This window comes from Kitasatospora purpeofusca (assembly GCF_042691725.1).
Classification (GTDB): Bacteria; Actinomycetota; Actinomycetes; order Streptomycetales; family Streptomycetaceae; genus Kitasatospora; species Kitasatospora purpeofusca_B.
This window is the reverse complement of sequence record NZ_CP170483.1, coordinates 8,287,897-8,301,623: the sequence shown is the minus strand read 5'-3', so window position 1 is coordinate 8,301,623 and position 13,727 is coordinate 8,287,897. Positions and strand designations below refer to the sequence as shown.

Below are 13,727 nucleotides of genomic sequence, written 5' to 3'. Positions count from 1 at the left end.
CCACCCGGACCCGTTTCACACGTGTCAGTACTGGGTGGTGACGGTGACGCCGCTGAAGGCGGTCCTGCCGTAGAGGGTGATGTAGCGGTAGCCCTCGGTGGCGCTGGTGACGGTCAGCGTCTGGGTGGTCCCGCTGTTGGTCGAGGCGGCGGTGTAGGAGGTGTTGGAGGCCCAGCTGTCGGCGTTGTAGTAGAGGTACGCCGTGCCGGTCCCGCCGGTGGTGGAGACGGTGAGGGTGGTGGTGCCCGCCGGGAGGTAGATGTAGAGCTGGTCGAGGCTGCCGGCGGCGGCGGAGCGGCCGGTGCGGTAGCAGTTGTAGTCCATCCGCCGGGCGTCCGAGCCGGTGCACGGGCCGGGGGCGGCGGGTGCGGTGACGGTGACGGACCTGCTCGCGGTGGCGGTCTTGCCGTTGCTGTCGGTGACGGTGAGCGTGACCGTGTAGGTGCCGGGCGCGCGGTACGACTTGGACGGGGAGGCCGTCGTGGAGGTGGTGCCGTCGCCGAAGTTCCAGGAGCGGGTGGTGATGGCGCCCTTGCCGTCGGTCACGGCGGAGCGGTCGGTCAGCTGGACGCCGAGGTCGCGCACCGTGGCGTCGAAGGCGGCCTTCGGGGTGCCCGCGGTCAGGCAGAGGTCGGCGGCGCAGGAGTCGAGCCAGCTGGTGAAACCGGCGTCGTAGCGGGTGCCGATGGAGTTGTAGTAGGCGTAGCCCTGCGCGTAGTTGCCGTTGCGGAAGTGGTAGAGCATGGTCTGGACGACGCTCGGGTAGCGATCGATCATGAAGCGGGCGGCGAGGTAGCCCCAGTGGTAGGTGCGGACGGCGTCGCTGTTGAGGTAGGTGCTCTGGAACAGGGTGCTGAGCGCGTAGGCGTGCTTGGGGGCCTGGGTCACCGCGTTGATGTCGGTGACGCCCCGGTAGGTGTAGGAGACGTACTCGGCCATGCCCTCCAGCCACCAGAGGTCGGGCACGCTGGTCTGGTCGTAGAAGTCGCCCTTGAAGTCGTAGCGGGCGTCCAGGGCGTGGGCGTACTCGTGGTTGAGGTTCCAGATCCGGGCGGTGAAGCCGTTCTCCTTCGGGTGCCGGTACATGAGCGAGACGGGCTGGTTGGCGGGGTCGCTCGGGATGCCGGTGAGGGTGATGCCGCCGTTGGCGGTGTTCGCGCCGTAGATCGGGCCGGCGTACGTCCGGTAGTCGGACTGGCTCGCGAAGACCACGACCTGCACGGACGACTCGTACTGGCCGGGGACGGGACCGTTGTCACGGACCAGGTTGTGGAAGAACGCGTCCTCGCCCTTGAGGTCGGCGCAGACGGCGGCGAGTTCGGCCGCGGTGAGGTCCTGGGCCAGGACGGTGAGGGTGGCGTTGCAGGTCTGCTTGACCGGCAGGACGGCCTCGGTCAGACGCTTGGCGAGGTCGCAGGCACCGTAGGAGGCGCACCGGCCCTCGTCGAAGAAGGCGGCCGTACTGGCGGTGCCGACCCACAGCGGGGCGGTGGGGCCGGTCATCGACGAGCTGTCGAGCAGGCCCTTGACCAGCGGCCGGACCTTGGCCTGGAAGGCCGGGTACTTGAGGTAGCGGGCGAGCTCGATGCCGGCGTTGGACTCCAGGAAGTAGGAGTCGGTGCCGACCAGGTCGCGGTGGTCGCGGGTGAACGCGTCGAGGGTGTCGATGATCCCCGGGTCCGCGGTGACGGCGTCGGCGTAGGCCTTGTTCTGGTGGCCCCGGTCCAGCGCGCCCAGGACGCTGTTGACGAAGGTGAGCAGGTTCCGGGAGGCGTCGTACGAACGGTTGTAGGCGCTCAGCACCTGCCGGTAGGTGTTCAGGTAGCGGCCCTGCAGCTCGGCGCTGTCGGTGAGGATGATGACATCGTTCGCGACCTGGCCGTTCGCGTCGGTGGCGTCCGCGAAGTGCGGGCCGGCGACGAACGTGTCGAGGCCGCGCGTCACGGCGGCGGTGAGCGAGGCGTCGTAGGTACCGACGTGGGCGGCGTCCTTCTCGTGCACGTAGTAGCCCGCGCGCAGGAACAGGACGAGCTGCCAGGTACCGGTGGAGTTGTCGCCCGCGTAGGAGGCGGCGGCGCTCTGGAAGGCGTCGGCCATCGTCGTCATCTGGCTCTGGCGGAACACGCCCGAGGCGTACGGGCTGCCGCCGAGCAGGAACAGCGAGCCGATGCACTCGGGCGTCGAGGCCTTGACGTAGGAGACCAGGGCGGGCCCGGTCCGGGCGGCGAAGTCGGCCGGGGTGCACGACGCGGCGGCGGCCGGAGCCGCCAGGGTCCGCGCCGAGGACAGCGGCGCGTCGGCCCCGGCCATGCTCGGCGCGGTGAGCAGCGGCAACTGTCCGGCCGTCAGCCGGCGGGCCTGCGGCGCGCCGGGGCGCTCGGGATCGCTGAACGGACTGCCGCTCACCCCCGACGCGCCGCCGGACGTCTGGTGCGGACTCGCGGTGGCCGGTGCGGGGGTGGCGGGGGTGGGAGTGGCGGCTTGGCTCGGTCCGGCGGCTATGCCGAGCAGAGCGGCGCCTGCCGCGGCGACTGCGGTCAGCAGTCGGGGCATGCGTGAGAGCGGACGCATCGTCATTCCTTCGTGGGGGAAGGGCGTATGGATGCACCTCGGGCGTGGGGGGAGGGAGGCCGTCGAAGCGCGTGACGAACAGTCCCACAAGACCGACTGCATATCAATAGTCTGTGACATGTCACATGTGCATTGTTATGCAGCCGAACCGTCCGGCGACGGCGCCCGATCCTGACAGGTGATCACGAGCGCTCCCCGGGCTGATTCCGTACACGTCGACGGATGTTTCTCCTTGTGAAGAAGTGCTCCTGTGCGCTTGTGGTGCGCCGCCCCGCGCCCCGGATTCCGGTGATCTCCTGTTCCTCGACACCGAGCAGCCCGCGGCATGACATGCCCGGGTCATCCCTTTTTTCCGTACGGAGGCCCCCATGAAGAAGTCGTTGACCGCTGCCGCGCTCGTCGCGGTCACCGCGACGGCCCTCGCGACCGCCGCGACCGCCGCGGCCGTTCCCGGAACCGTCTCCGGCGACGGCGGCGACCGCATCGCCGTCGTCAAGGGCGACGGCACCGCCCTGGTCAAGGAAGGCCCCCTCTACTCCGCGTGGGCCGTCGAGGGCGACGGCGTGAAGCAGATAGTGGTCGCGGGCAACCGCATCGGCCTCCTCAAGGACAACGGGTCGGTGCTCGTGAAGGAGGGCGACCTCTCCGCCCCGTGGACCGTCGCGGCCGACAACGTCAAGCAGATCGCGCTGTCCGGCGACCGCGTCGGCATCGTCAAGGGCGACGGCACCGCCCTGGTCAAGGAAGGCCCCCTCTACTCCGCGTGGACCCTCGAGGGCGAGAGCGTCAAGGAACTCCAGCTCTCCGGCGACCGCATCGGCATCCTCAAGGGCAACGGCACCGCCCTGGTCAAGGAAGGCCCCCTCTACTCCGCGTGGACCGTCGAGGCCGACCGCACCACCCACCTCGCACTGTCCGGCAACCGCATCGGCGTACTCAGGGGCAACGGCACCGCCCTGGTCAAGGAGGGCGCGCTGGGCGCGCAGTGGACCGTCGAGGCCGAAGACGCCATCCAGCTGGAGCTCTCCCGCGACCGCATCGGCGTCCTGAAGGACGACGGCACCGCCCTGGTCAAGGAGGGCGCGCTGGGCGCGCAGTGGACCGTCGAGGGCGACAGCATCATCCAGATCGCACTGTCCGGCAACCGCATCGGCATCGTCAAGGACACCGGCGCCGCCTACGTCAAGGAAGGCCCCCTCTACGCCCCGTGGACCGTCGAGGCCGACAACGTCACGGAGCTCGCCCTCTCCTGACCCGGCCTCCGGCCCGGGGGCGGCCGAGGGCCGGGGCCGGGCGGTGGAAGCACCGCCCGGCCCCGGCCCGTCCACCAGGGGCAGCTCAACCCGACACGGCGGTGGGGCAGTCGGGGACGACGGCGGCGTCCGCCGCCGGGGCGGAACGGGCGTCCGCGCGCGCCGGTCGCAGGGTGAGGGCGAGCAGCAGGCCCAGCAGCATCCCCGCCGCCGTGAGCAGGACCACCAGGAACCCGCCGTCCGCCGTGGCGCGGGCCAGTTCCCCACCGCCCAGCCCGTCGGTGCCCGCGTCGGCGACGGCGGTGAACAGCGCGAGACCGATGGCATTGCCGAGGTTCATGGTGGTCGAGGCGGCGCCGCTCGCGATGCCCTGCTCCTCGGCGGCGGTGCCCGTGGCGGCGGCGATCCACATGGCCGTCCAGACCACGCCCTGGCCGACGCCGGAGACCACCAGCCCGGGCAGCAGCGCGAGGTAGCCGGCGTCGGCGTCGAAGCCCACCGCCAGCGCGGCGGTGCCGACCGCGCCGACCGCGAACCCGCCGAGCAGGGTGGGTCGCAGGCCGGCCCGGGTGGTGAGCCGCTCGCCGAACTGGGTGCCGGCGGCGATCGCCAGCGAGGGGACGAGGAAGGCGAGGCCGGTCTGCAGGGCGCTGTAGCCGTGCACGCTCTGGAGCAGGACGGTGAGGAAGTACGGCAGGACGCCGAAGGTGGCCATGTAGAGGAAGGTGATCGCCGCGCCGGCGCTCAGGCTGCGGTTGCGGAACAGCCGGAACGGCATCAACGGGTCGGCACTGCGGGTCTCGACGAGGGCGAAGGCGGCGAGCAGGACGAGCGCGGCCGCGAGGGCGCCGAGGATCCACGGGTCGGCCCAGCCGCGCTCGGGGGCCTCCACCAGCGCGAAGACCAGCAGGGTCGCGCCGGCGGTGACGGTCAGCGCGCCCGGCAGGTCGAAGCGGCGGCGCTCCGTCCGGGCCGGGTCGGGCGGGACGACGAATACCGCGGCAACCGCGATCGCGCCGGCCAGCGGCACGTTGACGAAGAAGACGGCGGGCCAGCCGAAGCTCTCGGTGAGCACCCCGCCGAGCAGCGCGCCCAGGGTCAGCCCGCTCGCGCCCGCGCCGCCCCAGACGGCGAGGGCGCGGTTGCGCCGCGGCCCCTCCTCGAACAGGGTGTTGACGAGCGAGAGGATCGCCGGGAGCAGCAGCGCCCCGCCGACACCCTGCACGATCCGGGCGCCCACGATGACCTCGGGCGAGCGGGCCAGCCCGCCGGCCAGCGAGGACAGCGCGTAGAGCACGAGCGCGCCGACGAACACCCGCCGCCGCCCGAGCAGGTCGCAGGCCCGGCCGCCGAGCAGCAGGAAGCCCCCGGCGAACACGACGTAGGCACTGACCACGAGTTGCTGGGTCTGGCCGGGGAAGCCGAGGTCGGTGCCGATCTCGGGTAAGGCGACGAAGACGATGTTGAGGTCCAGGGCGAACACGGCCTGCCCCAGGGCCAGCAGAACCAGCGTCCAGCCCAGGCGGGCGGGACTGAGGGGTGTCACGGGCATGCGGAGGTGCTCCTCGGTGTCGGTGAGGTCCCGATCTGATGGTACGTATATTCACGTACAATCAAACAATCAGGCAACACCGGTCCGCCCATCTGGGCGGATGCCCGGGAGGGGGGTGCGTGACTCCGGATCAAGACCGGACGAGCTGACGCCGCTGCGTCGGCCCTGCGCTCGCATGGCTACGGAGAAGCCGTGAGACCACGTCCAAGGAGGTGCTGCCGCGCCAGCTGCTGCTGGTGCTGTTCGCCCTGGGCACCAACCATGGGCATCAAGCGGGTCGCGGTGACCGGCCCTGTCACCGTTGTTCTCGCACCCTGTCCAGAACCTCCCGGGCTGCGGGTACGTGCGCGTACGGGGTCAGGCGTCCGGCGAGCATGGTGATCCGCTTGGCGACCCGGTCGGAGGTCAGCCCTGCGGACAGGTCGATCACCCGAGTGGTCTCGGCGGAGGCTTCCTCGACCTCGCCGGCATCGAGGAGCGCGGCGGCAAGCCAGGAGCGGTAGAGCGCGGTCTCCCGGGCGTGTTCATGGTCGTAGGTACCAATGACCGCCCGAAGGATCGGGACCGCGCGCAGGGGGCGGTGGAGTTCGGTCCAGACCTGGCCCTGCATCACCAGGGATTCCGCCCTGGACACCCAGTACAGCCAGTCCGGTTCCTCTTCCTCCCGCGCGTGCGGATGGTGGGCGTCGTGGGCGTCCTCGACGCGGCCGAGGGCGGCGGCGGCCTCGCGTTCGCGGCCGGCCAGGGAGGCCGCCCAGGCGGCCCGGTCCCAGATCATCGCGCGTTCGCGGGCGCTCGCGTACGGCGCGGCGCCGACGGCCGCCGAGCGGGTGAGGATCACGCCGTGCTCGGGGTTGCCGGTGGCGGCCAGCAGGTAGCCGAGTCCGCCGAGGTTCAGGCCGCCGAGGCCGTGGTGGCCGGCGGCCTCGGCGGCGTAAACACCGGCCACGTAGGCGCGCTGGGCCTGCTGGTTCAGTCCGGCGTCGCCGGCGACCCAGCCGACCAGCTGGGCTTGCTCGGCGGCGAGTTCGAGGAGCCGGCGTCCGGTCTCCTCGGTGTAGGAGGCCTCGCGGAGCACGTTGATGGTCGCGCGGAGCTCCTTGGTGACCTGGGCGATCAGGTCGAGACCGCCGAGGAAGTCGTCCATTCTGCGCAGGGTGTTGGTGCGGGTGCGGACTTCGGTGATGAGGGAGTCGCCGACGCGGCTTCCGGCGCGCTGGTGCAGGATCTGCGGGGGTTCGCTGATCAGCCAGGCGTGCGCGAGCTGCCTGACGGTGTCGGGTTCCACCGGGCCTGAGGCGTCCAGCATGGCCAGCAGCGTATCCGCCTGGGGCCGATCGAAGACAGCCGCCGGCAGGCCGATCAGCGGGTTCTCGCAAGTGTGTGCCGGGACGGTCCTGGCGGTGGCCGGGTGGAGGAGCGCTGCCGCGTCGGTGGGGATGTCCAGGACGTGCAGGATGTGCGGGAGCCACGCCCTGGGCGCGTGCCGGCCGGTCTCCCACTTGTAGATCAGCGCGCCGTCGCAGGTGGTCAGGCCAGCTCGGGTGTTCAGCTTCGAGGCGAGCTTCGGTCTGCTCCAGCCGAGTTCCAGGCGGCGGTTCCAGATGATCTGACCGAATTCGAATGCGTCGGCTGTGACCACGGATCTCCCTTCCCCGTGCGTGGGAATGACCCTTGCACAGACCGTGCCACCCGCGCCGGTGATTTGAAGAGTTTTCCCCTGGTCGCGCTAAGGCCGGCCAGCGCCTTTGTGCGTGCATAGCCGGTTGCATAGCGGCGTGCACTTCCCGGGCCGATCGGGCGGCGCGTAGTTTTCCCGTTGGCGGCCAGACGGCCGCCGGAGTCTCACCTGAGAGGGAGCTGATCATGGGTCAGTCGAAGTCCCAGATCGCCGCCGCAGCGGTGTCCGGCGTGGAGGACGAGCAGGTCATCGACGCGTCGGGCGTCGTGCGCATCGAGGACGTCGAGAACGAGGAGTAGTCCTCGCGTCCGCGTCCGCGCTTCGGCGCGGCCCGGAGGCAACGGGCGCTGGGGCGTCCGTTGCCCCCGGGGCCGATCGGGCGGGAGTTCGCCGTGCTCGCGGTTGAGGGAACTCACCCCCTGAAATCACCGGCGAAAGAGCACTTCCGCCCTTTCCGGAATGGAAGGTTTCGGAAATTGATTCACGCATTTGTCGGGCCGACTCTTGATCAGGCCGACCTCATGACGGAAGCGCCATCGGTCTGCGTTCATCCCCCCGTCCGGCACGGGGATCTGCGCGATCTGGCCATCGGGGACGGGGACACGGTGGTGATCATCGACGGGCTGTACCACCAGACGCCGGCCCTGCGACACAAGGAGATCCTGGCCGCGATGGGCCGCGGTGTGTCGGTGGTGGGCGCTGCCAGCATCGGCGCCCTGCGGGCGGCGGAGTTGCAGCCGTTCGGGATGGCCGGAGTCGGAGCGGTCTTCCGCGCCTACATGGACGGCGAGATCGACGGGGACGACGAGGTCGCCGTCGGCCAGGAGCCGGGCGGCCGGCAGCGGGCGCTGACCTGGCCGCTGGTGAACCTGCGTCACGTCCTGCGGATCGCCCGGGCCGAGGGTGTTGCCGACGCGCGGACCTGCACAGGGCTGCTGGAGTCGCTGCGGGCGGTGTACTACCCGCAGCGGTCGACGGCGGCGGTACTGGCGGTGCTGCGGCGCGAGGGCGCCGCGCACCTCGGCGAGTGGCTGCGCGAGCGGCGGGTGGGTGACCCGTACTTCGGTGACCTGAAGCGGCTGGACGCGCTGCAGGCGATCAGCGCGGCCGTCTCCGGCGCTTTCCCGCCGGCTCTCGGTCGGGTGCCGGCGGGGGTGTGGGACACGGGCTACCACCGCCGGTGGGTGAACGAGACCGTGACCGAGGACATCGACGCTCTCACCCTGGCCGCCGCGGACCGTCTCGCCTACCAGCAGCTGTTCGACCCCGGCTTCCCCGGAAGGTGGACGGCCTTCCTGGAGCACCGCTCGCGCCACCCCGGCGGCGCCGAGGGGCCGGGGAGGCCGCTGGCCGAGCGGCTGGCCCGCCTGGCGGGCGACGACGACGGGGTACCGCCGGTGTACGCGGTGTTCCGCCCGGTGCTCGACCTGACCGACCGACAGACGGTGGGGCTGCTGCTGGCCGGTGAAACGGCCGCCGACCGGGCGACAATCGCCCGCTACGCGGCCCGCAACGCCGAGGCGGCCCGCGCCCACCCGGGCTTCCGCCCGGAGGCCGTGGTGGACGCCGCGGCACGCGGGGTGCTGCTTCAGCTGTGGCAGACCGGGCCCGAGAGCCTGGACGGCGAGGCGTTGTCCCGGGGCCTTGGCAGCGGCCAGCACGCCGTCGAGGCGCTGAAGACGTTCCTGATGGGGTTCCTCGTCGACGCGCGAGCGGCCCGCCTGGTGGAGGTGGCCGATGCCCGCTGACCGGATCGAGCTGGAAGGCACCGTGCGGGCCCGGGCGCCGCAGGAGACGTGGGCCCTGCTGGCCGAGCGGCTGCCCCGGTTCGGGATCACCCGGGTGGCGCGGCTGACCGGCCTGGACTACCTGCAACTGCCCGTGTGGACGGCGATCCGGCCGGCCGCGCAGACGTTGTCCGCGTCGCAGGGCAAGGGCGCCACCGACACGCTGGCCCGGATCTCCGCCGTGATGGAGGCGATCGAGCTGTGGCACGTCGAGCAGCCGATGCCCGTCGTACTGCACGGCACGGCCCGTGAGGTCGACCCGCCGTACGACCTGGCGCAGCTGGCACCCCGACTGCGGCACCCGGGGCTGGACCGGGTGCCGCTGGACTGGACGACGGGAACCGCCCTGGGCCCGGGAAGCGCCGTGCCGGTGCCGCTCGACCTGATCCGCAGGAGAGCGCGCCGGCCGGACTGGGAGCCCGATCTGTTCCGGGCGACCAGCAACGGGCTCGCCTGCGGCAACACCCGCCACGAGGCCACACTGCACGCGCTGTTCGAGGTGGTGGAGCGCGACGCCCTGTTCACCGACGAGATCGAGGCCTGCGGGCGGCGCACGCTCGTCGACCCGGCCTCCGTCGAGGACTCGTACTGCCGGGCGCTGATCAACCGGATGTGCGCGGCGCACGCGGTCCTGGAACTGGTGCTCGTCGCCAACGCCTACGACGTTCCGGTGTGCCTGGCCTACCTGTGGACGGAGGACTACCCGCTCACGTTCGCCGGAGCCGGCTGCCACACCGATCCGCGCATCGCGCTCTCGCGGGCCCTGACCGAGGCCGCCCAGTCCAGGTTGACCTGCATCGCCGGCACCCGCGACGACCTGCCCGGCCACCAACCGGCCTTCGACACCGAACCTCCCCGCCCCGCCCTCACGGGTGAGCTGTCCGACTGGACCGCCCTGACCGCCTCCTACGAGCCAGTGGCCGGCACCTTCGCCGACCAGGTCGACCTGCTCGCCGAGCGCATCACCCGCGTCACCGGCCACCATCCGGTGCGCGTCGACCTCTCGGCGCCCGGCGAGCCGTTCGCTGCGGTCAAGGTCCTCGCCCCGGGCACCCGCTCGCGCATCCGCCGCTCCGTCCCCCGCTGACATCCACCAGACCCCGAGGAGCCACCGCTGTGCCCGCACCCCCGCCCGTCCTCTCGCCCGACGAGGCTGCGCTCCAACGCGGCTACAACGCCCTGTACGCCGCCCGGACGGGCACCGACCTGGTGGCGCGGCTCTACGCGCTCGCGATGGGCGACGCCTACCCCGCCGAGATCGCCCCGGCCAGTTCCTGCGACTGGCCGCTGGTGGCGACCATGGTCAACCGGTTGCGTCTGCAACCGGGGCAGCACCTGGTCGATCTCGCGTGCGGAACCGGCGGCGCCGGCCTGTGGCTGGCCCGCGCGCTGACCCTCCGCCTGGTCGGCGTCGACATCTCCGACACGGCGATCGCCCTCGCCACCGCCCGCCGCGAGGCCTTCGCCCTGCCCGACCGCGCCCGCTTCACCGTCGCCACCCTGGAAGCCACCGGTCTGCCCGACGCCCACGCCCACGCGGTGATCTGCATCGACGCCTTCAGCCGCGCCACCGACCGCGCTGGCGCGCTCTCCGAGCTCCACCGCATCCTGCACTCGGGCGGGCGCGCCGTCCTCACGCGCGCGCTGCGACGTGAGGCCGAACCCGGCTGGACCGAGCAGGTCCAGCGCGCCGGACTCCTCGTCGACCACGTCGAGGAGCGGCGCCACGAACCGCGGATGTGGGCGTGCCTCTACCGGCTGTGGCAGGACCACGAGGACGAGATCCGCCGGGCGCTCGGCGACGCCCAGGCCGAGAACATGCTCGCCGAGGCGGCCAGGACCCTGCCCACGCTGGACGGCCGCCGGGCCGTCGCCCTCACCCTGAGACGGCCGCCGACCTGACCCGGCGGGCGGCCCACAGCCGGTAGGCTGCCCCCACCCGCTCAGCCGGGAGAAGAACCAACCACCTGCGAGGGGACCGAGGATGACGACGGCGGCGGTGCTCTCGGCGGGCTCCTGGGGCACCGTGTTCGCGTCCGTGCTCGCCGACGCCGGGACCGACGTCACCCTCCACGCCCGGCGCGCCGAGATCGCCGACGCGATCAACGAGCGCCACCAGAACCCCGTCTACCTGCCGGGCATCGACCTGCCCAAGCAACTGAAGGCTACCCTCGACGTCGAGCAGGCCCTGCCCGGCACGGACTTTGTGGTGGTGTCGGTCCCGGCGCAGGCCATGCGCGCCAGCCTCACCGCCTGGGCGCCGCTTCTCGGCCCGCAAACGGTGCTGGTCAGCCTCATGAAGGGCATCGAACTCGACTCCGGGCTGCGAATGAGCGAGGTCATCGCCGATGTCGCCGGCGTCGGCCCGGAACGCGTCGCGGTGGTCAGCGGACCCAACCTGGCCCGAGAGATCGCAGGCCGGCAGCCCGCCGCGAGCGTGGTCGCCTGCACCGACGAGCAGGTCGCCCAGCGCCTGCAGGCGGCCTGCCACACCCCGTACTTCCGCCCCTACACCAACCGCGACGTCGTTGGCTGCGAGCTCGGCGGCGCGGCGAAGAACGTCATCGCCCTCGCGGTGGGCATCGGCGTCGGCATGGGGCTGGGCGACAACGCGCAGTCCCTGCTCATCACCCGGGGCCTGGCGGAGACCTCCCGGCTCGGTGACGCCCTCGGCGCCGACCCGCACACCTTCTCCGGCCTGGCCGGCATGGGCGACCTGGTCGCCACCTGCTCCTCCCCGCTCTCGCGCAACCGCTCCTTCGGCGAACACCTCGGCCGCGGACAGTCCGTCACCGAGGCGGCCGCCGCGATCAGCCAGACCTCCGAAGGCGTGAAGACCTCAGAGGCGATCCTCGGCCTCGCCCACCGCCACGGCGTGGAGATGCCCATCACCGAGGCCGTCGTCCAGTTCCTGCGCGGCGAAGTCGACCTGGACAAGGCGACCGCCCTGCTGATGGAGCGGCCCACCAAGCCGGAACGTCACTCCTGCACGCGCTGACCCCGCGCCCCTAGCGGGCAGGCGGCGCGGGTGCCGGGGCGAACACTGACACTCCAAAGGGGCACTCATGCACTTCGGAGCGCTGATCCCCGCCGCCGAGACCGCCGTCACCACCGGCCTGATCGCCTGGATGGCCGTCGCCGGATTCTGGCGCCGGCCCGCCGGCCAACTGCTGAGCTGGACGATCTTCTGCTACGCGACGTTCACGATCGTCTCCCTGCGCGGCACCCGGGCCGGACGGACGCAGGACGTCATCCCCCCGGGCAGCTTCTTCGTCCCGCCCGCCCAGCTCGCGCTGATCCTCGAATTCCTCTCCAGCGCCGGCACCTTCGAGGACCTCCGCCCTCACCGCCTCCGCGATGACGGCCCCTCCGGCCGACTCTACTTCGCAATGTCGTCGAACTCCCCCGCCTTGACGCCGGCCAGGAGGGCCCGCAGCCGCCCCGACGTGGTGGTGAGGACGGTGTCGGGCTCGTCGCTCTCACGGAGCTTGATCGCACCGTCGGGCGCCGCCGCGAGGTAGATGCAATTTGCGGCCTGCGTGCTGTAACTGGACTTCTGCCACTTGAGGTCTGACATCGGCTTTCCTCTCAGGTGTCTTGTCCGCTTTGAGTCATGACCGCCTACGCGACAACGCCACCTCCCGCCGACTCTACTGCGCGAGGTGGTCGAAGTCCCCCGCCTTGACGCCGCCTATGAAGGCACGGAGGCTGTCCGGTGTCGTAGTGACGACGACGTCAGGCTCGTCGCTCTCACGGATCTTGATCGCACCGTCGGGCGCCGCCGCGAGGTAGATGCAGTTGGCAGCGTCGCCACTGAACGAAGACTTCTGCCAGGTGTGAGCGGCCATGGTTCTTCCTGTCTCAGATGCTCTGGGCGATACGGCGAATGAGGTCGCGGGACGGGTCCGGCTTGAGCGCGCTCGCCTCCAACCGATCCATCACAGCTCGGTACTTGACGAGCTGCGGCTCGGTGTCGATGAACTCGGATCGATCCCCGTCGACCTGAACACAGTCCAATCGCGCGACCTCCGCGACGAAGTACACGATCCCAGCGCCCGAACTGGGGTAGCTACCGGTTCCGAACGGGATCACCCTCAGCTCGACGTGAGGGTACTCGCTCGCGGTCAACAGGTGTTCCAGCTGACCGCGAGCGACCTCGGGTCCGCCGAAGCCGATCCGCAGGGCCGCCTCGTGAACGACAGCCTGGAGCGGGATCGGCTGCTCGCGGTAGAGCACTGCCTGTCGCTTGATGCGATGCGAGACCAGATGCTCAACTTCGGGCGGCGACAAGGGTGGGACGACATCCCGAAACAGCGCCCGGGCATGTTCGGGGGTCTGCAACAGGCCTGGAATGTGGATGGCGGACGCGATCCGCATCGAGTTCGCGTGGTGTTCGAGTTCCGCCAGGTCGAGCGCCCCGGCCGGGAGGATCTCGCGGTACTCCTCCCACCATCCCCGCGTGCGGCCGCCGGTCATGCCGGTGAGCGCCTCGATCAGGGCGTCGTCCGCGCAGCCGTAGAGCCGGGCCAGCGCCCGGACCCGGTCCGCGCTCACCGGGTATCCCCCGGATTCGATGTTGCTGATGCGGGATTGCTGGGTGCCGTGCAGCTCCCCGGCGCGCGTGACCGACAGGCCCGCCTGCTCACGCAACCGACGTAGCTCCGCACCGAGTCGCCGCTGCCGGATGCTCGGCGGAACCTTGCTGGGCGGCATCCGCTGCTCCCTTCCTTCGCTCGCCATGGCCGAGCGCCGTTCATCCTTTGGAGTGGCAGTGCCATGAATTCCCCAAAGGCGGTGGACTACATACTACCGACTGGCTATTTTTGATGGTGCATCAGGGCCGCGAACTGCCGCTTGCGGTGGCAGCGCGGCGTCCAACTCCC

11 protein-coding genes are annotated in these 13,727 nt (G+C 71.3%); 5 read left to right on the top strand and 6 right to left on the bottom strand.

Features of this window, described 5'->3' with window-relative positions:
* Nucleotides 1-24: 24 nt before the first annotated feature.
* Entirely contained in the window at nucleotides 25-2,553 is a 2,529-nt protein-coding gene (locus tag ACFCLZ_RS35820) for a collagenase (RefSeq protein ID WP_380282078.1), read from the bottom strand.
* Between the two features lie 386 nt (nucleotides 2,554-2,939).
* On the opposite strand from ACFCLZ_RS35820, the gene ACFCLZ_RS35815 reads away from it, so the two are divergent.
* On the top strand, nucleotides 2,940-3,824 hold the full coding sequence (locus ACFCLZ_RS35815) for a peptidase S1 (RefSeq protein ID WP_380282077.1): 885 nt from the start codon (nucleotides 2,940-2,942) through the stop codon (nucleotides 3,822-3,824).
* An 85-nt stretch (nucleotides 3,825-3,909) separates the two neighbouring features.
* Here ACFCLZ_RS35815 and ACFCLZ_RS35810 read toward each other — a convergent pair whose 3' ends face one another.
* The gene (locus tag ACFCLZ_RS35810; protein ID WP_380282076.1) at nucleotides 3,910-5,376 is read right to left on the bottom strand and encodes an MFS transporter; all 1,467 of its coding nucleotides are present in this window, start codon (nucleotides 5,374-5,376) and stop codon (nucleotides 3,910-3,912) included.
* A gap of 295 nt (nucleotides 5,377-5,671) precedes the next feature.
* Complete coding sequence (locus ACFCLZ_RS35805; protein WP_380282075.1) at nucleotides 5,672-7,018, bottom strand: hypothetical protein; 1,347 nt, start codon at nucleotides 7,016-7,018, stop codon at nucleotides 5,672-5,674.
* A gap of 560 nt (nucleotides 7,019-7,578) precedes the next feature.
* Here ACFCLZ_RS35805 and ACFCLZ_RS35800 point away from each other — a divergent pair.
* The 4 genes from ACFCLZ_RS35800 (at nucleotide 7,579) to ACFCLZ_RS35785 (ending at nucleotide 11,842) form a co-directional block, all read left to right on the top strand.
* Nucleotides 7,579-8,805, top strand: a complete 1,227-nt coding sequence (locus tag ACFCLZ_RS35800) for a TfuA-like protein (protein WP_380282074.1) — start codon at nucleotides 7,579-7,581, stop codon at nucleotides 8,803-8,805.
* Nucleotides 8,795-9,931: a YcaO-like family protein gene (locus ACFCLZ_RS35795; protein WP_380282073.1), complete on the top strand. Its 1,137-nt coding sequence runs from the start codon at nucleotides 8,795-8,797 to the stop codon at nucleotides 9,929-9,931. Before ACFCLZ_RS35800 ends, ACFCLZ_RS35795 begins: the two co-directional genes overlap by 11 nt.
* Before the next feature lie 29 nt (nucleotides 9,932-9,960).
* A complete protein-coding gene (locus ACFCLZ_RS35790) occupies nucleotides 9,961-10,746 on the top strand; it encodes a class I SAM-dependent methyltransferase (RefSeq protein ID WP_380282072.1) in 786 nt (261 codons plus the stop codon).
* A gap of 82 nt (nucleotides 10,747-10,828) precedes the next feature.
* Entirely contained in the window at nucleotides 10,829-11,842 is a 1,014-nt protein-coding gene (locus ACFCLZ_RS35785; RefSeq protein WP_380282071.1) for an NAD(P)H-dependent glycerol-3-phosphate dehydrogenase, read from the top strand.
* A 381-nt stretch (nucleotides 11,843-12,223) separates the two neighbouring features.
* Here ACFCLZ_RS35785 and ACFCLZ_RS35780 read toward each other — a convergent pair whose 3' ends face one another.
* The 3 genes from ACFCLZ_RS35780 to ACFCLZ_RS35770 all read right to left on the bottom strand — a co-directional run bounded on the left by ACFCLZ_RS35780 (nucleotide 12,224) and on the right by ACFCLZ_RS35770 (nucleotide 13,557).
* Nucleotides 12,224-12,421: a DUF397 domain-containing protein gene (locus ACFCLZ_RS35780; RefSeq protein ID WP_380282070.1), complete on the bottom strand. Its 198-nt coding sequence runs from the start codon at nucleotides 12,419-12,421 to the stop codon at nucleotides 12,224-12,226.
* A 73-nt stretch (nucleotides 12,422-12,494) separates the two neighbouring features.
* Nucleotides 12,495-12,692 (bottom strand): DUF397 domain-containing protein, encoded by a 198-nt coding sequence (locus ACFCLZ_RS35775; RefSeq protein WP_380282069.1) that lies wholly within the window; start codon nucleotides 12,690-12,692, stop codon nucleotides 12,495-12,497.
* Nucleotides 12,693-12,705: 13 nt separating this feature from the next.
* Nucleotides 12,706-13,557: a helix-turn-helix domain-containing protein gene (locus tag ACFCLZ_RS35770; RefSeq protein WP_380282068.1), complete on the bottom strand. Its 852-nt coding sequence runs from the start codon at nucleotides 13,555-13,557 to the stop codon at nucleotides 12,706-12,708.
* Nucleotides 13,558-13,727: the final 170 nt, after the last annotated feature.